This window comes from Aeromonas enterica, from assembly GCF_054052465.1.
Genome location: NZ_JBSTYL010000019.1, coordinates 18,295 through 37,263 on the forward strand (window position 1 = coordinate 18,295; position 18,969 = coordinate 37,263).

Annotated in this window: 18 protein-coding genes and 1 pseudogene; 13 read left to right on the plus strand and 6 right to left on the minus strand. The window is 63.1% G+C overall.

Annotated features, from left to right (window positions below; genetic code table 11):
• The first annotated feature begins 26 nt into the window (after positions 1 to 26).
• On the plus strand, positions 27 to 242 hold the full coding sequence (locus ACW5XD_RS17320) for a hypothetical protein (RefSeq protein WP_123785047.1): 216 nt from the start codon (positions 27 to 29) through the stop codon (positions 240 to 242).
• Here the strand turns inward: ACW5XD_RS17320 and ACW5XD_RS17325 are convergent.
• Positions 218 to 838: a helix-turn-helix transcriptional regulator gene (locus ACW5XD_RS17325; RefSeq protein ID WP_011707347.1), complete on the minus strand. Its 621-nt coding sequence runs from the start codon at positions 836 to 838 to the stop codon at positions 218 to 220. The two genes, ACW5XD_RS17320 and ACW5XD_RS17325, sit on opposite strands and share 25 nt — an antisense overlap.
• A 163-nt stretch (positions 839 to 1,001) precedes the next feature.
• On the opposite strand from ACW5XD_RS17325, the gene ACW5XD_RS17330 reads away from it, so the two are divergent.
• Positions 1,002 to 2,243, plus strand: a complete 1,242-nt coding sequence (locus ACW5XD_RS17330) for an MFS transporter (protein WP_456495925.1) — start codon at positions 1,002 to 1,004, stop codon at positions 2,241 to 2,243.
• Between the two features lie 191 nt (positions 2,244 to 2,434).
• Complete coding sequence (locus tag ACW5XD_RS17335) at positions 2,435 to 3,256, plus strand: Cof-type HAD-IIB family hydrolase (protein WP_456495926.1); 822 nt, start codon at positions 2,435 to 2,437, stop codon at positions 3,254 to 3,256.
• Positions 3,257 to 3,306: 50 nt separating this feature from the next.
• Here ACW5XD_RS17335 and ACW5XD_RS17340 read toward each other — a convergent pair whose 3' ends face one another.
• Positions 3,307 to 3,870 (minus strand): DUF2799 domain-containing protein, encoded by a 564-nt coding sequence (locus ACW5XD_RS17340; RefSeq protein ID WP_456495927.1) that lies wholly within the window; start codon positions 3,868 to 3,870, stop codon positions 3,307 to 3,309.
• Between the two features lie 207 nt (positions 3,871 to 4,077).
• On the opposite strand from ACW5XD_RS17340, the gene ACW5XD_RS17345 reads away from it, so the two are divergent.
• Both ACW5XD_RS17345 and ACW5XD_RS17350 read left to right on the plus strand, forming a co-directional pair.
• Positions 4,078 to 4,917: an isopenicillin N synthase family dioxygenase gene (locus ACW5XD_RS17345; protein WP_456495928.1), complete on the plus strand. Its 840-nt coding sequence runs from the start codon at positions 4,078 to 4,080 to the stop codon at positions 4,915 to 4,917.
• Positions 4,918 to 5,129: 212 nt separating this feature from the next.
• Positions 5,130 to 6,443 (plus strand): sodium-dependent transporter, encoded by a 1,314-nt coding sequence (locus ACW5XD_RS17350; RefSeq protein WP_456495929.1) that lies wholly within the window; start codon positions 5,130 to 5,132, stop codon positions 6,441 to 6,443.
• Between the two features lie 5 nt (positions 6,444 to 6,448).
• On the opposite strand, the gene ACW5XD_RS17355 is transcribed toward ACW5XD_RS17350, so the two are convergent.
• A complete protein-coding gene (locus ACW5XD_RS17355; protein WP_456495930.1) occupies positions 6,449 to 7,165 on the minus strand; it encodes a substrate-binding periplasmic protein in 717 nt (238 codons plus the stop codon).
• Between the two features lie 443 nt (positions 7,166 to 7,608).
• On the opposite strand from ACW5XD_RS17355, the gene ACW5XD_RS17360 reads away from it, so the two are divergent.
• Positions 7,609 to 8,922, plus strand: a complete 1,314-nt coding sequence (locus tag ACW5XD_RS17360) for a sodium-dependent transporter (protein ID WP_456495931.1) — start codon at positions 7,609 to 7,611, stop codon at positions 8,920 to 8,922.
• Between the two features lie 90 nt (positions 8,923 to 9,012).
• Here the strand turns inward: ACW5XD_RS17360 and ACW5XD_RS17365 are convergent, their stop codons facing one another.
• The 3 genes from ACW5XD_RS17365 to ACW5XD_RS17375 form a co-directional block, all read right to left on the minus strand.
• Positions 9,013 to 10,641 (minus strand): hypothetical protein, encoded by a 1,629-nt coding sequence (locus tag ACW5XD_RS17365; protein WP_456495932.1) that lies wholly within the window; start codon positions 10,639 to 10,641, stop codon positions 9,013 to 9,015.
• 147 nt (positions 10,642 to 10,788) lie between these two features.
• Complete coding sequence (locus ACW5XD_RS17370; protein ID WP_456495933.1) at positions 10,789 to 11,253, minus strand: hypothetical protein; 465 nt, start codon at positions 11,251 to 11,253, stop codon at positions 10,789 to 10,791.
• Between the two features lie 53 nt (positions 11,254 to 11,306).
• A complete protein-coding gene (locus ACW5XD_RS17375) occupies positions 11,307 to 12,683 on the minus strand; it encodes an aminotransferase-like domain-containing protein (RefSeq protein WP_456495934.1) in 1,377 nt (458 codons plus the stop codon).
• A 116-nt stretch (positions 12,684 to 12,799) separates the two neighbouring features.
• Between ACW5XD_RS17375 and ACW5XD_RS17380 the strand changes: the two genes are divergently transcribed.
• The 7 genes and pseudogenes from ACW5XD_RS17380 to ACW5XD_RS17410 all read left to right on the plus strand — a co-directional run bounded on the left by ACW5XD_RS17380 (position 12,800) and on the right by ACW5XD_RS17410 (position 18,827).
• Positions 12,800 to 13,396, plus strand: coding sequence for a LysE family translocator (locus ACW5XD_RS17380; protein ID WP_456495935.1), 597 nt, complete (start codon positions 12,800 to 12,802; stop codon positions 13,394 to 13,396).
• A 115-nt stretch (positions 13,397 to 13,511) separates the two neighbouring features.
• The gene (locus ACW5XD_RS17385) at positions 13,512 to 14,102 is read left to right on the plus strand and encodes a LysE family translocator (RefSeq protein ID WP_456495936.1); all 591 of its coding nucleotides are present in this window, start codon (positions 13,512 to 13,514) and stop codon (positions 14,100 to 14,102) included.
• Positions 14,103 to 14,222: 120 nt separating this feature from the next.
• Positions 14,223 to 14,915, plus strand: coding sequence for an aspartate/glutamate racemase family protein (locus tag ACW5XD_RS17390; RefSeq protein ID WP_456495937.1), 693 nt, complete (start codon positions 14,223 to 14,225; stop codon positions 14,913 to 14,915).
• Between the two features lie 16 nt (positions 14,916 to 14,931).
• Positions 14,932 to 15,030, plus strand: a pseudogene (locus ACW5XD_RS17395) (aspartate racemase); the annotation flags it as partial.
• Positions 15,031 to 15,158: 128 nt separating this feature from the next.
• Complete coding sequence (gene cueO / locus ACW5XD_RS17400; RefSeq protein ID WP_456495938.1) at positions 15,159 to 16,790, plus strand: multicopper oxidase CueO; 1,632 nt, start codon at positions 15,159 to 15,161, stop codon at positions 16,788 to 16,790.
• A 156-nt stretch (positions 16,791 to 16,946) separates the two neighbouring features.
• Complete coding sequence (locus tag ACW5XD_RS17405; RefSeq protein ID WP_456495939.1) at positions 16,947 to 18,053, plus strand: 1-acyl-sn-glycerol-3-phosphate acyltransferase; 1,107 nt, start codon at positions 16,947 to 16,949, stop codon at positions 18,051 to 18,053.
• A 303-nt stretch (positions 18,054 to 18,356) separates the two neighbouring features.
• Positions 18,357 to 18,827: a YhcH/YjgK/YiaL family protein gene (locus ACW5XD_RS17410; protein WP_456495940.1), complete on the plus strand. Its 471-nt coding sequence runs from the start codon at positions 18,357 to 18,359 to the stop codon at positions 18,825 to 18,827.
• The last annotated feature ends 142 nt before the right edge of the window (positions 18,828 to 18,969 follow it).

Below are 18,969 nucleotides of genomic sequence, written 5' to 3' on the forward strand. Positions count from 1 at the left end.
CCACTCACCGGGCCGGCAGGGATACCATGGTTACATCTTCCGGTGGCAAGACAGAAACCCAACCCGGTCTCTGTGGTGAAGGACCTTACCGGGTCAACAACCCCATCAGCCGTCTCACCTTATCGGGAAACGACGGGCTGGAACGAGAGCATCCCCTCCCCGAAGGCAACAAAGCAGGCATCCCGGCGCCTGCTTTGTTGTTTCTGGCGTTTGCGGATCAGGGCTGCGGCCTGATGCGATAGAGACAGCGGTGATCCCCCTCCAGCAGATACTGCTCCCGTTCCACTCCGGCCGGCGCCAGCAAGCGGCGAAACATCTCCAGCTCGCTGCGACAAAAACCCCGGCAGGCCCGCGCCGCCGCGCAGATGGGGCAGTGGCTCTCCCACAGCAGCCAGCTGCCATCCTCCTCCTGGCGAAAATCCGCCATATAGCCCTCTCGCGTGCGCTGCGCCGTCAGTGCCGCCAGCCTGTCGGCTAGCGCCGGCTGGGTCAGCTCGGCCTGATAGCGAGCCAGCTGCTGTTGCTCCCGCTGGGCGATCAACCGCTCCATGCCCACCTCGCCAAACAGCTGCTGGATGTTGTCGATAAGTTGCAGCGTCAGTTCGCTGTGGCTGTCGGGGAAGCGTTGCCAGGCCTGCTCGGTCAGATGCCACAACCGTACCGGTCGACCGCGCCCGCGGGCCTCGTCGTTGAAGCTCACCCAGCCGTCGGCCTCCAGCGTCATCAGGTGCTGGCGGGCCCCCATGGAGGTCATCTGCAACTGCTCCCCCAGCTCGGCGGCGCTCTGGGGCCCGTGGCTCTTGAGCAGAAACAGTATCTTGTCGGTGCTGGCATTCATTCGGTGGCTCTCGTTATCGGCAGGCGCGCCAGAGGGGCTTTCGGTGCTGGCGTGCAGGTACCCATTATGGGGAGAGGTATTTTTTAAATCAACAGTTCGCTTTACTTAATCCAGTTCACTGGGCAACATAAATAAACTGATTACTTTATTTAATGAGGCTAACATGGAAAGAATCAAGGGACAGGCCACCTTGTGGGTATTGGTGATGACGGTGACCTTGGCGGTGGCGGGCTTCAGCCTGCCGTCTCCGGTGCTGGCGCCGCTGTTGCTGGATCCGGCCCAGGGCATGCTGACGCCGGAAGCGTCGGACTGGAGCCGCAAGGTGTGGCTGGGGGTCATCATGGGACTCTATCCGCTGTTTCAGCTGGTAGGGGCTCCCTGGCTCGGCAAGCTCTCCGATCGTCATGGCCGCAAGCCGGTGCTGACCCTTTGTCTGGTGGGTGTGCTGGTGGGCTATGCCCTGATGGCGCTGGGGATCGCCTGGCGTTCCTTGCCACTGCTGTTGCTGAGCCGGGTGGTGGAGGGCTTCTTCAACGGTGACATCGCCATCGTGCAGGCCATGGCGGCCGATATGAGCACCGCCAAAACCAAGGCGCGCAGCTTCGCCTGGATCAACATAGGCATGAACCTGGGCTGGGTGGTGGGTCCCATGATCGGCGGCTATGCCGCCGTGATGTCCGGTGATTACAGCCTGGCGGCCTGGCTGGCGGTGGCCATGACTCTGGTCAACCTGCTGCTGGTGCTCTGGCTGCTGCCCAATCGGCCGGCGGCGGCCCGCAGTGAGCAGCCGGCACCTGCCCTCTCTTCCCGCCAGCTGCTGCTGCAACCGGCGCTGCTGCCCTACTTCGTGCTGACCCTGCTCAGCTACGGCGCGGTGCAGCTCTATTTCACCTACTTCAACGTCTGGCTGGTGGAGCGGCTGGCCTGGGATCCGGTGCAGCTGGCGCAGGCCGCCGTGCTGGTGAGCGTGCCCATGATGCTGGGATCCTGGCTGGGCTCCCGCCTGGCTCGCCATTGGCGCGGCAGCAGCCTGGGGGTAGTCGGTCATCTGGTGATGGCGGCGGGCATGCTGATGTTCGTGCTGCCCGGCCACTGGTGGGGGCTGGCACTCACCTTTATCCCCACCGGCATCGGCATGAGCCTGGGGGAGCTGGCGACCTCGGTGGCGGTCTCCAACCGCAGCCATGCCGAGCAGCAGGGGCAGGCGATGGGGCTCTATCGCGGGCTGGCGGTGGGCAGCGAGATCCTGGCTGTGCTGGTGGGTAGTCTGGTGCTGCTGGCGGGCACCGAGTGGCCCTTCTATCTAGCTGCTATCTCTGGTCTGCTCTGTGCCGTCGGTTTCTATGGTCTGCGCAAGCGGGCCGATCGCCACCAGCGCCCGGCGAGCTGCGCAGAGCCGACTTGAGTGGCGGCCAGAGCAGGGAAAGCGCTCGCCCTGCATCGCAGTCAGATCACAGATTGGGCGCTCGACGGCTGACAGGGCTTGCATCCTGCCGGTGGGTCTGGGACGGTATGGCTCTTTGCTTCGCTTACCCGATCGCCCGGCGCTCCCTTGCTCCATCATGCGCCCCGCGATGCTCAGTCTTTGGAGGTGATATGAGTCGTTTTCAGGCCATTGCGTTGGATATGGACGGTACTCTGCTGACCCGGGATCACAAGATCTCGTCCGCCACCCGGGCCGCCTTGGCCCAGGCCCGCGCCCACGGCATCAAGGTGCTGCTGGTGACGGGGCGCCACTTCATGACGGCCCGTCCCTTCCATCACGAGCTGGCCCTCGACACCCCCATCATCTGCAGCAATGGCGCCTACCTCTATGATCCGGTGCAGGAGAAGATCCTGGCGGGGGATCCGCTGGCGGTAGTCCCGCTCACCGAGCTGTTGGCCCAGGTCGAGGCGCAGCAGATGGGCGCCCTGTTTCACCTGAGCGAAGGGATCGGCTATATCGGCTGTGAGGATCACATCACCCGGATGCGCCATTGGTCGGCCAATCAGCCGGATCATCTCAAGATCTCTCTGCTGCCCGCAGACGATCTGGCAATCTGGCTGAAAAATCCCATCTGGAAACTGGAGCTGTTCAACCAGGAGCCTGCCCGCCTGCATCGGTTCATGGGGGAAGTGGTCGAGGCCATGCCCTTTACCCGTGACTGGGCTGCGCCCTATGCGGTGGAGCTGGTACAACCCGGCTGCAGCAAGGGCAACCGGCTGGCCCTGTGGGCAGAAAGCGAGGGGATAGCGATGGAAAACGTGGTGGCGTTTGGGGACAACAACAACGACATCAGCATGTTCGAGCAGGTGGGGTTGGCGGTCGCCATGGGCAATGCCGCCACTCATGTCCAGGCCCATGCCGACCTGGTGACCGCCGATCACAACGAAGACGGCATCGCGCTGGCGCTGCAGCGCTGGGTTCTGCCCGCCTGAGGGACAGAAACAGCAACAGAAAGGGGCCATGTCGGCCCCTTTTTTGTTTGTCAGTTCCCGAAGGAGAACTGGATCACCCGATCCGGGAAACGGATCCTGTTGTAGTCGCGGCGCAGCCCCTCGTAATGGCGGATGGCGCGCTCGCGCTGGGCCCGGTAGTAGTCGCGCTGCTTGCTGTCATTCTCATTGCGGATCTGCCGCTCCAGCTGTTCGATATCCTGCTCTGTCTGCTCCATGTCGCTCCTGATCTCGCTGAGCTGCTTCTCCAGCAGGTACTCATTGCGACCGCGATCGTACTGGGTGAGGAAGCTGGCATCGTTGGGGCAGACCCCCAGATACTCGGTGCCAGACTTGCCCTTGCTGTAGGCGAGCTCGGGAATGCAGTAGAGCTCCAGCCCCTTGGCATAGCCACGCTTCCACTCGGCTTCATCCACCTTGAGGCCGTATTCACCACAGGTCGACACATAGTCACGGGTGGCCGCCCGGGTCTTGCCCTGTTCCCCATCCTGATAGCCGAGGTTGTACCAGCTCATGGCGCGGCACTCCTCTTCCGACAGCGAGCTGCAACCGGCGAGCAGGAAAGGCAGGGTCAGCAACAGGATCTTGGGGGACATAAACGGGCTCCGACAGCAATGATGGTGGGGCATTCTAGTGAGGATGCCGGGTCAGGACAAGGAGTGAGCGCGGGTCTTGGCTGGCGCCGTTTTCTGACGTTTTTATCACTATTGGCGACGGGCCGGGGCTGGAGGGGCGGCTCACTTTCCTTGTGGTCATGGGCGAGGTAAACTGCGCCATCTTTTAACTGGCGCGTAACAAAAATAATGAAAGTCCTGACTGTCGATTACCGCTCGCCCGATGCGGCGCAGCGCTTCACCGAATCCCTGCGTACCACCGGCTTTGGTGTGCTGACCCACCACCCCATCCCGAAAGAGCTGGTGCAGTCCATCTATGACAACTGGTATCGCTTCTTCATGAGCGAGCAGAAGCAGGATTTCCTGTTCAATCGCGAGACTCAGGATGGCTACTTCCCGCCGTCGGTGTCCGAGGTGGCCAAGGGTCACAGCCAGAAGGACATCAAGGAGTATTTCCATCTCTACCCCTGGGGCCAGATGCCGGAAGAGTTGAAAGAGCAGGCGATGGAGTATTATCGCCTCGCCAACAACCTGGCCGCCGAGCTGCTGGGCTGGGTCGAGCAATACACCCCGGCCGACATCGCCGCCCACTACAGCTGCCCGCTCTCCTCCATGATCGAAGAGAGCCAGAAGACCCTGCTGCGGGTGCTGCACTATCCGCCGTTCGATGGCACAGAGGCGCCGGGTGCCATCCGCGCCGCCGCCCATGAAGACATCAACCTGCTGACCATACTGCCCGCCGCCAACGAGCCGGGCCTGCAGGTGAAGGGTTCCGACGGGGAGTGGATGGACGTACCGTGCGATTTTGGCACCCTCATCATCAACATAGGTGACATGCTGCAGGAGGCCTCCCACGGTTATTACCCCTCCACCACCCACAGGGTCATCAACCCGACCGGTGGCAGCGCCGCTAAGTCCCGCATCTCACTGCCGCTGTTCCTCCATCCGCGGCCGGACGTGGTGCTCTCCGAGCGTCATACCGCCCACAGCTACCTGATGGAGCGGCTGCGGGAGCTGGGGGTGATCTAGTCCCTGCCGCAGGTCCACCACCATATAAAACCGGAGCAAATGCGCTCCGGTTTTATATGGTGGCACGATAGTGCGTTAAATCGAATTTAATTAGGTAATGATGCCAATAAATCGTTTTTTAACCCGATAAGCGGCGTTGTGATTGCGTGGCCATGACCGTACTCTGAGCGCCATTTCGGGCCCAGGTGGTGGGCACCTGTATTGGAGTTCTTATGAAGCAGTCCCAATGGTCATCCCGGCTCGGTTATATCCTGGCCGCCGCAGGCTCCGCCGTCGGTCTCGGCGCTATCTGGAAGTTCCCCTATGTGACGGCCGCCAACGGTGGCGGTGCCTTCCTGCTGGTCTTTTTGCTGTTCAGTTTCACCCTGGGGGTGGCCGTACTGATGGGGGAGACACTGCTCGGCAGCTTGAGCCGGCGCGGGGTGGTGGGGGCCTTTGGCGAACTGATGGGCAAGCGCTGGCGCTGGGTCGGGGCCATGGGCCTGCTCTGCAGCCTGCTCATCTTCAGCTTCTACAGCGTGGTGGGTGGCTGGACTCTGGGTTACACCGGCATGGCGCTGGCGGGTAGCCTGCAACACGGCGATGGCGCCGCACTCACCGCCCGCTTCAACGATTACGTCGGCGATCCGTTCTGGCCTGTGCTGACCCATCTGCTGTTCGCCGGGCTTACCTGGTGGTTCGTGCAGGGCGGCGTGCAGAAAGGGGTGGAGCGCACCCTGCGCTGGATGATGCCGGCCCTGTTCATCATGATCCTGCTGCTGGTGGCCTTCGGTCTCACCCTGCCCAATGCCATGGCCGGGGTACGCCACTTCCTGATGCCGGACTTCAGCAAGCTCGGCATGTCCGGGGTACTCGATGCCATGGGGCTGGCCTTCTTCTCCCTCTCCATCGGGCTCGGTATTCACACCACCTATGGCGCCTACCTGCCTTCCAGTGACGGCGTGGGCCGTTCCAGCCTCTGGGTGGTGTTGCTGGCGAGCCTCATTGCCGTGCTGGCGGGCTTGATGATTTTCCCGGTGCTGGCGGCGACCGGTATCGATCCTGCCGCAGGCCCGGGTCTCACTTTCATGACCATGCCGGCAGTGTTCCAGCAATTGCCGTTCGGTCAGGGGCTGGCGGTGAGCTTCTTCTCCCTGCTGGTGGTGGCGGCACTCTCGTCGGCCATTTCGTTGCTGGAGCATCTGCAGTGCTTCCTCTGCGAAAGCTTTGGCTGGTCGCGCCGCGCGGCCAGCAGCCTGATCACCGTGTTGGTGATGGTGAACGGCATACCGGTCAGCCTGTCATTCGGCCCCTGGGCGCAGGTGACCCTGTTTGGCAAGAACATCTTCGAGCTGCTGGATTTCGTCACTTCCAACCTGATGATGCCCATGTTCGGGCTGGCGCTCACCCTGTTGCTGGGCTGGAAACTGGGTCAGCAGGCGTTGCCCCGGGGATTGGCACAACACTGGCGCGCGCTGGTGATGGGCTGCTGGCGCTGGCTGGCCCCCCTGCTGATCGGCGGCATCCTGGTGCGGGGGCTGGTGTAATGGATTCAGGGTTGGGCGGGCGACTGAGTCTGTGCGTGTCTGGCTTTGACCTTGTCGATGGCGGCCTGCCAGCGGGCGATCACGGCGTCATCCTCGCTTTTGGAGAAGGCGATGTAGAGCCAGTTCTCGTGTAGCAACACCCTGGAGTTCATCACGCTGCGGGGAGAGAACTTCATCTGCGTCAGAGTGGCCTCCATGATGAGCTCCCCCATGGGGAAAGCATCTATCTTGCCGAGCACCAGCCGCTCGACGGCCTCCTCGACCGTCTTGTAGCGCACCAGATTGGCATAGCCCTCATGGGTCAGTCGCTCATCATCGGCACTGCCGAGCAGGACACCGACCCGCTCCAGCTTGCGCAACTGGGCCAGATCGGTCAGCGGCTGGCTGCCCCTGGCCTGGTAGATCAGCACCCGGTTCAGGAACAGTGGCCCCACCCACTTGAACTGGGTTTCCCGCTGGTGCGTGCGCAGCACCACGAACATGGCAAAACCCGGCTCGACCCGGGTCAGCGCCAGCGCCCGCTTCAAGGGGTAGAGCTTGATGGGATAGTTGACCCCCATCTCCTGCTGGGCTTCCTGTACCAGCCGAACGGCCAGCCCGTCGAGCTGGCCATCACGGGATTGGGTAAAGGGGGGCAGCTCATGGCTGAGCAAGGTCAGGGCGGGCTGCGCCGACAGGCTCAAACTGCTCAACAGTAGCCAGGGGAGAAGCGTCCATTTCATGCGGTATCCGGTCAGGTGCGTCACGTCGGTAGATCCATGCAAGTCAGGGGCACTGGCCTGCCCGCAATGCGGGGGAGAGGCGTGTTCTCCCCTGCTTCGGCGGCTAATGTGCCCACAAAGGTTAAGACTATTATCGCGCAATGAATTGGCGAACGAGGTGCGGCGTTGCTTTTTCAGCCAGATTGAAAAATTTTTATCAAGCATGTGTCAATTTTTCTTTCCATGGTTTAGGCTGTTGCTCCTTTTTGGCGTTCAGGTCACCCCATCCATGTCACCCATTTTCGCGCTGTTCGGCCGATTTTTTAGCTCGCAAGAGAGGTGACCTTGCACGCGCAGTTTGTCTGAATGTTCATTGCAAAGGTCGCCACCAGGCGGCCTTTTTTGTTGCCCCGCATCGTGCGGCTACCCATGGAGTATCGAATGTTGTCTTGCCCGGAGGTTGTATGAGCCAGGTTCAGTGGTCTTCCCGTCTCGGTCATGTGTTGGCGGCGGCCGGCACGGCGATCGGCCTTGGCGCCATCTGGAAGTTTCCCTATGTGACAGCCACCAATGGCGGTGGTGCCTTCCTGCTGGTGTTTCTGTTGTTCAGCTTCACCCTGGGGGTAGCCGTGCTGGTGGGGGAGACGCTGCTCGGCAGCCGCAGCCAGCGCGGGGTGCTCGGCGCCTTCAACCAGCTGGTGGGGCCGAACTGGCGCTGGATGGGCTACATGGGGATACTGTGCGGCTTCTTCATCTACAGCTTCTACAGCGTGGTCGGCGGCTGGACCGTGGGCTACGCGGCACTGGCTGTGATGGGCAAGCTCAACCTGAGCGAGGGCAGTGCCCTCACCGCCCTGTTCAACGGCTATGTCAGCGATCCCTGGTGGCCGGTGTTGACCCATCTGGTGTTCGCCGGACTGACCTGGTGGTTCGTGCAGGGCGGTATCCAGAAGGGGGTGGAGCGGGCGCTGCGCTGGATGATGCCGGCGCTGTTCATCATGATGTTGCTGCTGGTGGGGGTGGGGCTCTCCATGCCCGGCTCCATGGCTGGCGTGCGCCAGCTGCTGCTGCCTGATTTCTCCATGCTGACCGGCCAGAGCGTGCTGGATGCGCTGGGGCTGGCCTTCTTCTCTCTCTCCATCGGCCTTGGCGTGCACACCACCTATGGCGCCTACCTGCCGAGCAGCGAGGGGGTGCTGCGCTCCGGGGTCTGGGTAGTGACCCTGGCGAGCCTCATCTCGGTGCTAGCGGGTCTGATGATCTTCCCGGCGCTGGCCTCCACCGGCATAGATCCTACCGCCGGCCCCGGTCTCACCTTCATGACCATGCCCGCCGTGTTCAGCCATCTGCCGTTTGGTCAGGGGCTGGGGGTGGTGTTCTTCCTGTTGCTGCTGGTGGCGGCGCTCTCTTCCTCCATCTCCATGCTGGAGCATCTGGTGCGCTTCACCACGGAGGAGTGGGGCTGGTCGCGCCGTGGCGCCTGCCGGGTGCTGACTCTGCTGATCATGGCCTCCGGCATTCCGGTCAGCCTGTCGTTCGGCCCCTGGAGCGAGCTGACCCTGTTTGGCAAGACCCTCTTTGACTTGCTCGACTACCTCACCTCCAACCTGATGATGCCGCTGTTCGGCTTGGTGCTGACCCTGCTGCTGGGCTGGCGATTGGGGGACCGCATATTGCCCGCCGGCCTCTCTCCGGTACTGCGCTTCGGTCTGCTCTGGTGCTGGCGACTGGTGGCGCCGCTGCTGATCGCCGGGATCCTGGTGCGGGGTCTGCTGTAAGCCGGCCTTTACCTGGGGGCCTGCCAGCAAGGCCCGGCCGTGCCGGGTTCTGCCTGGGCGTCTGATAACAAGGCCCGGCCTGTGCCGGGCTCAGTTGGGGGGCGTGGCGGGCAGGCGGGGATTGAGGTGGGAGCGGATCTGCAACAGGGTCTTGCGGTACTCCTCTGCGTGGTGCTCCATGAAGGAGGCGCTGTGGCTCAGGCGCCGCTCCAGCCGGTCAACCAGCAGCGCTACCTTGGGGGCCGGCATGCCGGCGGGCCAGCACAGTTGCAACAATTCCAGCAGTTGCCAGGCATCGCCGGGCAGCGCCGGAAACTCTTCCTGCAGGGTCAGGGCGTACTGCACGGCGAGCTGATGCTGGCCCGCCACGGTCGCTCTTTGCCGCTCCTGGCGCAGATAGGTCAGGCGCTGTTCACGGCGCTCCAGTTGCAGCTTCTGATCGGTGATCACCTGCTTGAACAACTGCTGGATCAGCGGGGCCGGGGCCACCCTGGCCTGATACTGGCTGAGCTGTGCCAGATAGCGCTGGGCGTGGTGGGGCAGGCCGCAGAACTGGCTGACGGCAAAACCGAGCAGCTGGTTGAGGTGGTTGTCCCGCGCCGTTTCCGGCGGGTGCTTGGCCAACAGCAGCAGGGCCTCGTCGAAGCGATAATCCAGGCTCAGCATCAGGGCCTGCAGCAAGGCACTCTCATGAGCGCGCAGGGTCACGGCCTGGCTGAGGTACTGATACTCCTGCTGCAACGCGCTGATCCTGGCCGCCGTGGGGTAGCGCCAGATCACCGCCAGGCTGGCGTTCAGAATGAAATTCTCGATGGATACCCGGAATTTGTGATCGGCGAAGAAGCGCAGGCTGAGGGCGTTGGCCTGCTCAAGTGCCTTCTCCTCGTCTTTGAGCAGCAGGGCCAGCAGGATGGCGGCCTGGCGCCACTCGGGCTGCCAGGGCTGCTTGTGCAGCAACTGGCTGAGCACCTCCCAGGCAGATTCCCACTGCGACTCGTGCAACAGGCAGGCCAGTATCAGCTCCAGCTGTATGTTGGGTGGCAGCCGTTCCTGATTGCGGGCCAGATCCTTGCGCGCGCTGTCCAGCTTGTTCAATCCCAGCAGGGCGTGGATAAGGCCCTTGCGCGGCCACCAGGCGTCGTGCTCCGTGGTGCACATGGCATAGTGCTGGGTGGCGTGGAAGTGATCCTGCTGCTGCAGCAGCATGTAACCCTTGACCCTGTCCAGCAGCGGGCCCAGCTCCCGGTACTTTTGCTGCTGATAGAGCAGGTCTTCACACAGGGCGCAGCCGATATGCCACTCCCTCAGCTTCATCGGGGCGGGCAGGGGGCGGGTCAGCCCTGTCAGCAGCACCAGATCGTGCAGGCAGAGCGTCAGTTGCTCTGTGGTGAACGGCATGGGCAGGTGCAGAGGGAAGTAGAGATCCGAGGGGGGATACTGAAGCAGCAGATCATGATCTTCATCCAGCAACAGCAGCACGCAGCCCGGTTCGAGCAAGCCCAGATAGTGCGCCTCCTGCAGCAGGCGGATCCCTTCATGGGCCTGATGGCGATACTGGCGGCAGATGATGGCATCGAATGACTGTTGACGCAGCAGAGCCGGCAGGGTGGTGAGCTCCTTGCAGTAGATCAGTTGGGATGGCGCAATACCTTGCTCATTCAGCCCCTTGGAGAGGACTGAACTGAGCATGGCATCGTCTTCGATCAACAGGATTTGCATCCTTGGCGCTCCCTTGCTGGTTCACGATACTAAAAAAGTATGGCATCTGATTGGAGTCAAAGAGAGCTATCAATGTGGGCGAAAAAGTGTACTGAGGTCAATACCTCCCTCGGGTCAAGGCCCTGCGTGAGGCGGGTAAGGTGCTTTTTATTGCAGGCCGGGGCCTTTGGCGGAGAAGGGGCAGTCACTCTGGCGGATCAGGCGGGAACCCTGGCCGTCGCGTCCCTCCCAGCTGAGGGCTAGTTGGCCAAAACGACCCAGGTGGCGCAGCTCGAATTCGTAACGCAGGCAGGGGTTGCCGATGGGCAGGGTCGTCATGCCATCCGGCAGCCGGTAGTGGTAGTCGAGCCGCGGCCCATCCTGCAGCTGGCGCTGCACTGGTTGCAGGCCATCCTGCGCCTGGCTTGGGGTAGCCAGCACGCGGCGCAGGCTGAGCGGCGCGTCTATCGCCTTCTGATAATGGAGGCCGTTCATGGCCGCCAGCTCCTCCTCCAGCCGCTGCAGCTCCCCTTCCAGCCCGGTCAGTGCCGTGCCCAGCTGTTGATGACCGGGCGAGGCGCAGCCCCCCAGCAGCAGGGTGACAAACAGGAGTGAGACACGGGTCGGGTGCATGGGCTCTCCTTCGAGCGCGCGGTTCTGGGCGTATTGGGCCAAATAGTGGCTGACTATAGCAAGGGATTGGGGGGCGGGGAGCCCCGCAGCAGCTGCGCCAGCCGCTCCAGCCCCTCGGCGACGCGGGCATCCGTGGCCGGTTGGCTCAGGCTCAGCCGCACCCCTTGCGGCGCGGCGAACTGGCCGGCGGCGAAGTGTTCCCCGCTCGCCACCCCGACGTCAAGGGCGTTGGCTGCCTCGGCGAACGCCTGGCTGCGCCAGGGCTCCGGCAGCGGCAGCCAGGCGTGCATGGATCCCGCTTGCCAGCGGGCTCCCGGCAGCAGGTGGCGCAGCAGCTCGCCGCGACGTGCCAGGATCTGCCGCTGTTGCTCGACCAATGGCATGATCTGGCGCTGGCTCACCAGCTTGCAGGCCAGCTCGATCAAGAGCGGGCTCACCATCCAGCTCGACAGTCGCATCGCCTGGGCGAAGGCGTTGCGCAGGGCGGGCGGTGCCAGCACGAAGCCGACCCGCAGGCCGCCGCAGGCGATCTTGGCCAGGCTGCCCAGATAGATGACCCGCTCCGGCGCCAGGTTGACCAGAGGCGCCACCGGGATCTGGGGCAGCAGGCCGTTGACGTCATCTTCGATGATCAGCAGGTCGTGGTGGCGGGCGATGGCGACGACGGCCTCGCGCCGCGCCTGGCTCATGATGGCGGTGGTGGGATTTTGCAGCGTGGGGGTGAGATAGAGCAGCTTGGCTCGCCGCGTGCGGCAGGCGGCCTCCAGCGCATCGGGCAGCAGTCCCTCTTCGTCCATCGCCAGCCCCACCACCTGATTCTTCAGCTGGCGGGCATTGCCCAGCATGCCGGGATAGCTGAGCCCCTCGCACAAAATGGTCTCCCCCACGCAGCCGGTGGCCAGCAGGGAGAGCATGATGCCGTGCTGGGCGCCGTGGCTGAACAGCAGGCGCTCCTCGCTGCCGTGCACCCCCTGCTCGGCCAGCCAGTCGATGAAGAGCTGACGCTGGCCGGGCTGGCCCGCCTCCTTGTCGTAGCCGAGCAGGGCATTGAGATCCCCGTCAGCCAGCTCCCCCAGCATGGGACGTATGATGGCGGCCCTGTCCAGCTGCACCGGCAGGTTCTGCCACAACTCGATGCGGTGCCCCTCCTCCTTGCGGATCACCCACTCGTTGGCCGGATCCATGCCTGCACCCTTGACCCAGGTACCGTGCCCCACCTTGGCGGCCAGCAGGCCGCGTCGCTCCGCCTCCCCATAGGCGCGGGTGACTGTGCCGACCGTGACCCCCAGCCGATCCGCCAGTGCCCTGTGGGTGGGCAGCCGGGTCTGGGGTGACAGGGTGCCGTCCTGAATGGCCTGCTCTATGGCCTTCACCAGTTTGAGGTAGAGGGGGCCGGCAAAGGGGGTGAGGTCCGGGGTCCAGATTGTCATGGTGACAATAAATCCATTGATCCAAATTTGTTCGCAATATAGCGTGAATTTACACCCAATAACAATCAAGAATGGCACATTGTATCGATACAATGTGCGCAATTCAGGAGTCACTCATGACGATGGAATGGTATGTCACCCTGCTCGGCTTTGCCGTGCTCACCTGCGGTACGCCTGGGCCCAACAACCTCATGTTGACGGCATCCGGTGCCAACTTCGGGGTGCGTCGTACCCTGCCACACCTGACTGGCGTGGCGGTGGGTCAACCCGTATTGCAACTGGTCATGGCACTGGGGCTCTACCCTCTGTTCGAGCAGTGGCCCCTGCTGCGCCTCGGTTTGCAGATCTTCGGCAGCCTCTATCTGCTCTGGCTGGCGTGGCGCATCGCGGTGGCCGGCGCCCCCGGCGATCCGGCACGGCGTGCACGACCGCTAACCCTGCTGGAAGGGCTGGGCTTCCAGTTTCTCAATCCCAAGGCCTGGATGATGGCCATCTCCGCCATCAGCCTGTTCAGTCTGCCCGGTGCCAGTTACTGGCCGAGCCTGTGGGGGATCATGCTGATCTTTCCATTGGTAGGTTTCCCGGTCTGCTTTGTCTGGGTGTTGTTCGGCCATCAGCTGAGCAACTGGATCAGCACGGATCGGGGTTGGCGCCGGCTCAACGGTTCCCTCGGGGCGCTGACGGCGCTCTGTGTAGTCATGCTCTGGTATTGAGTCGCACCGCGCTGGCGGGCAAGAAAGAGCCATTTCTGACTTGTCGCCGCGGGGCTGGCTCTGCATATTAGAAGGCTTGCCGCCGAGCCGGCGTTTGTATCACCAAGAGGTTGAGATGGATCTGAACTGGTTGCTTCCCCTGACGGGCTTTGCCCTCATCACCTGTGGTACGCCGGGGCCCAACAACATGCTGCTCACCAGTGCCGGGGCGGCGCAGGGTTTTCGCCGCACCCTTCCCCTGCTGGTGGGGGTAGTCGGGGGGATCAACCTGATGATCCTGGCCACGGCGCTGGGGCTTGGGGTGATGTTCGAGCAGGTGCCGCTGCTGCACGACGGGCTCAAGCTCATCGGCTCGGCCTACCTGCTCTGGCTGGCCTGGAGGGTGGCGACCGCCAGCGGCCCGGCGGAGGGCAACCGGCCACTGATCCCGGCCCACCAGGGGGCCATGTTGCAACTGCTCAATCCCAAGGCATGGATGATGGCGCTCTCCGCCATCAGCGGTTTCACCCTGGCGGGGGAGGCCTACTGGCCCTCCGCCATCTGGGTGCTCGGCATCTTTTTCGTGACCGGCCTCTATACCGGCGCTTTCTGGGTGCTGTTCGGTGCCCAGGTGCGTCGCCTCATTCGCACTGCCCGTGGCTGGCGTCGTTTTAATCTCGGCATGGGAGTCGCCACGGCGGCCTGCGTGCTGATGATCTGGATTTAGTCCGGGCTTGCGCCCGGGCCTTTACCGGCTGTCTTGTTGGCCCTGCGGGGCCTTTTTTATTTCATTGGCGGTGCGACATGACGTGCGCCGCCCTCTGCTTGGTTTGTACAAGGAGGTCCCATGAAATGTATCGGTCTGCTGGGTGGCATGAGCTGGGAGTCCACCGTCAGCTACTATCAGGCGCTCAACCGGGGCGTGCGGGCGCGGCTCGGCGGCCTGCACTCGGCGCGGGTGCTGCTGAGCAGCGTCGATTTTGCCGAGATAGAGCGGTTGCAGCACGCTGGTGACTGGCCCGCCACCGCCCGCCTGCTGGCGGTCGAGGCGCGGGCCATCCAGGCCGGTGGCGCCGATTTTCTGCTGATCGGCACCAACACCATGCACAAGGTGGCGCCCGAGATCGAGGCCGCCATCGACATCCCGCTGCTCCATATCGCCGATGCCACCGCTCGTCAGCTGCAAGCAGACGGGATACAAAGGGTCGGCCTGCTCGGCACCCGCTTCACCATGGAGCAGGATTTCTACAAGGGGCGCTTGCAGGAGAAGTTCGGGCTGGCGGTGCTGGTGCCCGGCGAGGCGCAGCGGGAGCGGGTGCACCGCATCATCTATGACGAGCTGTGCCTTGGCGACATTCGCGAATCGTCGCGGGCCGAGTACCTGGCCATCATAGCCGGGCTGGCCGGGGCGGGTGCCCAGGCGGTGATCCTCGGCTGCACCGAGATTGCGCTGCTGGTGGGGGATTCCGAGGCCGCAGTGCCGCTCTATGACACCACGGCCATCCACGCCGAGGCGGCGGTGAGCTTGGCGCTGTCTTGACGATGATGGCAAGCGGATAAGCCAGATGGTGGGAGATGCAGAGGCCGCGGTGCCGCTCGACGACGCTACTATCGCCATCCACGCCGAGGCGGCGGTCACCCTAGCACTGGCCTGAGGGGCATGGCACCCTGCTGGCAAGCGGACAAGCCGGCGCTTGTCCGCCAATTTGATCGACAAGGCTTGACCTTGCCATAGGGTTGCTGCTTAGGCTGAGGGTCAGCTTCCGCCAACGAGGATCGACTCATGCAGCGTCGCGATTTTCTCAAACTCTCCACAGCGCTCGGCGTCGCCGGCGCTCTGCCCTGGTGGGGCCGGGCCTTCGCCGCCGAACGGCCCGCCCTGCCGATTCCCGCCGTACTCGAACCGGATGAAAGCGGCGTGATCCAGCTGAACGCCCAGCCCGGCCAGATGCGCTGGCGACGCCAGCCGACCCATAGCTGGGGCTACAACGGCAACCTGCTCGGCCCCACCCTGCGTGCCCGTCAGGGGCAGGCGGTGCGGATCCGGGTCAGCAACCGGCTGGCCGAGACCACCACTGTGCACTGGCACGGGCTGGAGGTGCCCGGCACCGCTGATGGCGGCCCGCAGGCCAGCATCCCCGCCGGCAAGCAGTGGCAGGCGGCGTTTCGCATCGAGCAGCCGGCGGCCACCTGCTGGTATCACCCTCATACCCACGGTCAGACCGGCCATCAGGTGGCGATGGGGCTGGCCGGGCTCTTCATCCTCGACGACGAAGAGAGTCTGCGGCTGCCGCTGCCCCAGCGCTGGGGCGTGGACGACATCCCATTGGTGCTGCAGGACAAACGGCTCGATGCGCGGGATCAGGTGGACTACCAGCTGGATGTGATGAGCGCGGCGGTCGGCTGGTTCGGCGATCTGATGCTGACCAACGGCGCCGTCTATCCGACCCACGACGCTCCTCGCGGCTGGCTGCGGCTGCGGCTGCTCAACGGCTGCAATGCCCGCTCCCTCACGCTGGCGACCAGTGACGGCCGTCCTTTGTATGTGATCGGCAGCGATGGCGGCCTGCTGGCGGAGCCGGTGGCGCTGAGCGAGCTGGCGCTGCTGCCGGGGGAGCGGTTCGAGGTGATGGTGGATGCCCGCAACGGCAAGGCGTTCGATCTGCTCACCCTGCCAGTGCGCCAGATGGGGATGACCCTGGCACCGTTCGATGCAGCGCTGCCGCTGCTGCGGATCCAGCCCTCCCTGATCGAGGGCAAGGGGCGGCTGCCGGACAGTCTGGCCCGCCTGCCCGCGCTGCCTGCCACTCAAGGCTTGCCGAGCCGCACCCTGACCCTGTCGATGGATCCCGAGCTGGATCGGCAGGGGATGCAGGCGCTGATGGGGCGTTATGGTCACGGTGCCATGGCGGGCATGAGCATGGATCATGGCAGTGCCGCGGGCATGGCTGGCATGGAAATGGGGGAGATGAAGGGATCGCAAGGCGATGCCGGTGGCATGGTGGGGATGGATCATGGCGGCATGGCCGGGATGCAGGACGGCAAGGGCAGTGCCAAGCCGCTGGATCTGCACGGTGGCAACCGGATCAACGGCCAGCCCTTCGCCATGAATGACCCGCAGTTTGCGGTCAAGCGGGGTCAGACCGAGCGCTGGATCATCTCGGGGGAGGGGGACATGATGCTGCACCCCTTCCATATCCACGGCACCCGCTTCCGGATCCTGAGCGAGAATGGCCAGCCGGTGGCACCGCACCGTGCCGGCTGGAAGGACATGGTGAAAGTGGAGGGCGGGCGCAGCGAGGTGCTGGTGCGTTTCGATCACCCGGCGCCGAAGGAGCGGGCCTACATGGCGCATTGCCATCTGCTGGAGCACGAAGATACCGGCATGATGCTCTCGTTCACGGTGGAAGAGTAAAAATGGCCCAAATGGGGTCGTTTGCTTATTTCACTGGTCAGATCTCACTATCTACGTACATCACATACCCCTTGGCATAAAAGCGTGTAAAATTGCGCCCTGAATTTTCCGGCCAGCGCGCGCTGGCCGCGCCTCCGTACATGCAAGGCTGACACTGTGACAGAAGTAGATAGATTCGCGGACATTCGCCCCTACCGCGATGAAGAAGTGCCGGCAGCCATCGAGCGGCTGATCCGGGATGATGAATTTGTCGGCGCCATCGCCAAGTATCGTTTCGGCTCACTGATGAGCTGGCTGGGCTGGGCCCTACGTCCGTTGATCCGCCAGTTCCTGCGCTACAAGTGGTCCAGGGTGACCACGGTGCATCAGGTGCAGATGGGGGTAACCCGCTACATGAGCCGGATGATCGCTACCTCCACCCAGGGGGTGACTTTCTCGGGGATCGAGCATCTGAAGAAGGAGCAGGGCTACCTGTTCGTCTCCAACCACAGAGACATCGCCATGGATCCGGCGTTCGTCAACTGGGGGCTGCACACCCACGGTTTCGATACCGTGCGCATCGCCATCGGCGACAACCTGCTGCGCAAACCCTGCGCCACCGAGCTGATGAAGCTCAACAAGAGTTTCATCGTCAAGCGCTCCGCCAAGGGGCCGCGGGAGATGATGAAAGCCCTCGGCGAGCTGTCGGCCTACATAGGCCAGTCGGTGCACGAGGGCCACTCCATCTGGATCGCCCAGAAGGAAGGGCGCGCCAAGAATGGCGATGACAAGACGGATCCGGCCATCCTCAAGATGTTCTATGTGGATGGCAAGAAACAGAAAATCGACTTCGTCGACTACATGCGCAGCCTCAATATCGTGCCGGTCAGCATCAGCTACGAGCTGGATCCGACCGACAAGGCCAAGGCGCGCGAGCTGTACGAGAAGTCGGTCAACGGTAGCTACGAGAAGGGCGAGTTCGAGGACATCGAGAGCATAGTCGCCGGTATCGTCGGCCAGAAGGGGCGGGTACATGTCTCCTTCGGCGCCCCCATCACCGAGGGCTTCAGCGATCCGGACGAACTGGCGGCGCTGATCGACAAGGCGATCTGGGGTAACTATCGCCTCTTCCCGGGCAACTACCTGGCCGCAGATGTGTCCGGCAAGGCCAATACCATCGAGCAGGCGGCCTTCCTGACCCGTCAGTCGGAGGTGCCGGAAGAGCACAAGGCGATCTGGCGCGCCATGTATGCCAAGCCAGTGGAAAATGCCCGCAAGGCTTGAATGACACCGGTTGTGTGAAAAAAACGGGAGCAGATGCTCCCGTTTTTGCGTCTGGTCAAAGTCGACGGCGATGGAGTAGTGAATAATATTGTTTCAGCTGGTACGATCACTGGGCGAATACGCTTGCGCCTCTTGGCAAGCTGCGGATGAGTGTGTAAAAGTGCCCTCATCACGCTCGGCACGAGCAAATGCTCTACTCCTGTCTGCACGGATTGCGGACGGTGTGACACAAGGACCTCAACAGGGTCCTTTTTCATTTTACGGCGAAGATGTCGCCTGAATACACCTAAGGATCCGCTCGCCATGATCACCGGCAGTCTGAATACCCTGCAGCGCACGCCGCTGCCCGCCCCGCTGGATCGCATCATGGTCGAGGTGGTGAAGAGTGTGGAGCAGTGGCTGAATGCGCCGATCGGCAAGCGCGAGATCGACGGCCTCATGCTGTTCTGTCTGGTGAGCGAAGAGCTGACCGAGCCGGCCGCGGACCGCCGTGGCGAGTTTCATCAGCAGTATCTGGATATCCAGCTGCTGCTGCGTGGTGAAGAGTGGATAGGCGTCGGGCCTCATGCTTATGTCAATGAGGGCGCCGATCATCCCCATCCCGATCTCTGGTTCGTCGACGACGAACAGACCAGTTATCTGGCGTTGCAGCCCGGCGACTTCGCCATCTTCTGGCCGGGAGAACTGCATCGCCCTCTCTGTACCCCCAACCAGCCGGCTCAAGTGAAGAAGCTGGTGGTCAAGGTGCACAGGGATCTGCTGGCCGGCCTGTAACAGACGGTGCAGCTGAGATGAGTGCACGGAATCATCAGGATCTGCACTTAACGTATTGAAAAATTGGGCGCACTTTCCTGCGACCATAAGCCCCCGGCAGGGGAATCCCATCCACTTCTGGATGACACGACACTGTCGGCAT

What these genes read in the sequence shown, in the direction of transcription:
- ACW5XD_RS17320 (WP_123785047.1), top strand. Translation starts at nt 27, where the DNA reads ATGGTTACATCTTCCGGTGGCAAGACAGAAACCCAACCCGGTCTCTGT.
- ACW5XD_RS17325 (WP_011707347.1), bottom strand. Translation starts at nt 838, where the DNA reads ATGAATGCCAGCACCGACAAGATACTGTTTCTGCTCAAGAGCCACGGG.
- ACW5XD_RS17330 (WP_456495925.1), top strand. Translation starts at nt 1,002, where the DNA reads ATGGAAAGAATCAAGGGACAGGCCACCTTGTGGGTATTGGTGATGACG.
- ACW5XD_RS17335 (WP_456495926.1), top strand. Translation starts at nt 2,435, where the DNA reads ATGAGTCGTTTTCAGGCCATTGCGTTGGATATGGACGGTACTCTGCTG.
- ACW5XD_RS17340 (WP_456495927.1), bottom strand. Translation starts at nt 3,870, where the DNA reads ATGTCCCCCAAGATCCTGTTGCTGACCCTGCCTTTCCTGCTCGCCGGT.
- ACW5XD_RS17345 (WP_456495928.1), top strand. Translation starts at nt 4,078, where the DNA reads ATGAAAGTCCTGACTGTCGATTACCGCTCGCCCGATGCGGCGCAGCGC.
- ACW5XD_RS17350 (WP_456495929.1), top strand. Translation starts at nt 5,130, where the DNA reads ATGAAGCAGTCCCAATGGTCATCCCGGCTCGGTTATATCCTGGCCGCC.
- ACW5XD_RS17355 (WP_456495930.1), bottom strand. Translation starts at nt 7,165, where the DNA reads ATGAAATGGACGCTTCTCCCCTGGCTACTGTTGAGCAGTTTGAGCCTG.
- ACW5XD_RS17360 (WP_456495931.1), top strand. Translation starts at nt 7,609, where the DNA reads ATGAGCCAGGTTCAGTGGTCTTCCCGTCTCGGTCATGTGTTGGCGGCG.
- ACW5XD_RS17365 (WP_456495932.1), bottom strand. Translation starts at nt 10,641, where the DNA reads ATGCAAATCCTGTTGATCGAAGACGATGCCATGCTCAGTTCAGTCCTC.
- ACW5XD_RS17370 (WP_456495933.1), bottom strand. Translation starts at nt 11,253, where the DNA reads ATGCACCCGACCCGTGTCTCACTCCTGTTTGTCACCCTGCTGCTGGGG.
- ACW5XD_RS17375 (WP_456495934.1), bottom strand. Translation starts at nt 12,683, where the DNA reads ATGACAATCTGGACCCCGGACCTCACCCCCTTTGCCGGCCCCCTCTAC.
- ACW5XD_RS17380 (WP_456495935.1), top strand. Translation starts at nt 12,800, where the DNA reads ATGACGATGGAATGGTATGTCACCCTGCTCGGCTTTGCCGTGCTCACC.
- ACW5XD_RS17385 (WP_456495936.1), top strand. Translation starts at nt 13,512, where the DNA reads ATGGATCTGAACTGGTTGCTTCCCCTGACGGGCTTTGCCCTCATCACC.
- ACW5XD_RS17390 (WP_456495937.1), top strand. Translation starts at nt 14,223, where the DNA reads ATGAAATGTATCGGTCTGCTGGGTGGCATGAGCTGGGAGTCCACCGTC.
- cueO (WP_456495938.1), top strand. Translation starts at nt 15,159, where the DNA reads ATGCAGCGTCGCGATTTTCTCAAACTCTCCACAGCGCTCGGCGTCGCC.
- ACW5XD_RS17410 (WP_456495940.1), top strand. Translation starts at nt 18,357, where the DNA reads ATGATCACCGGCAGTCTGAATACCCTGCAGCGCACGCCGCTGCCCGCC.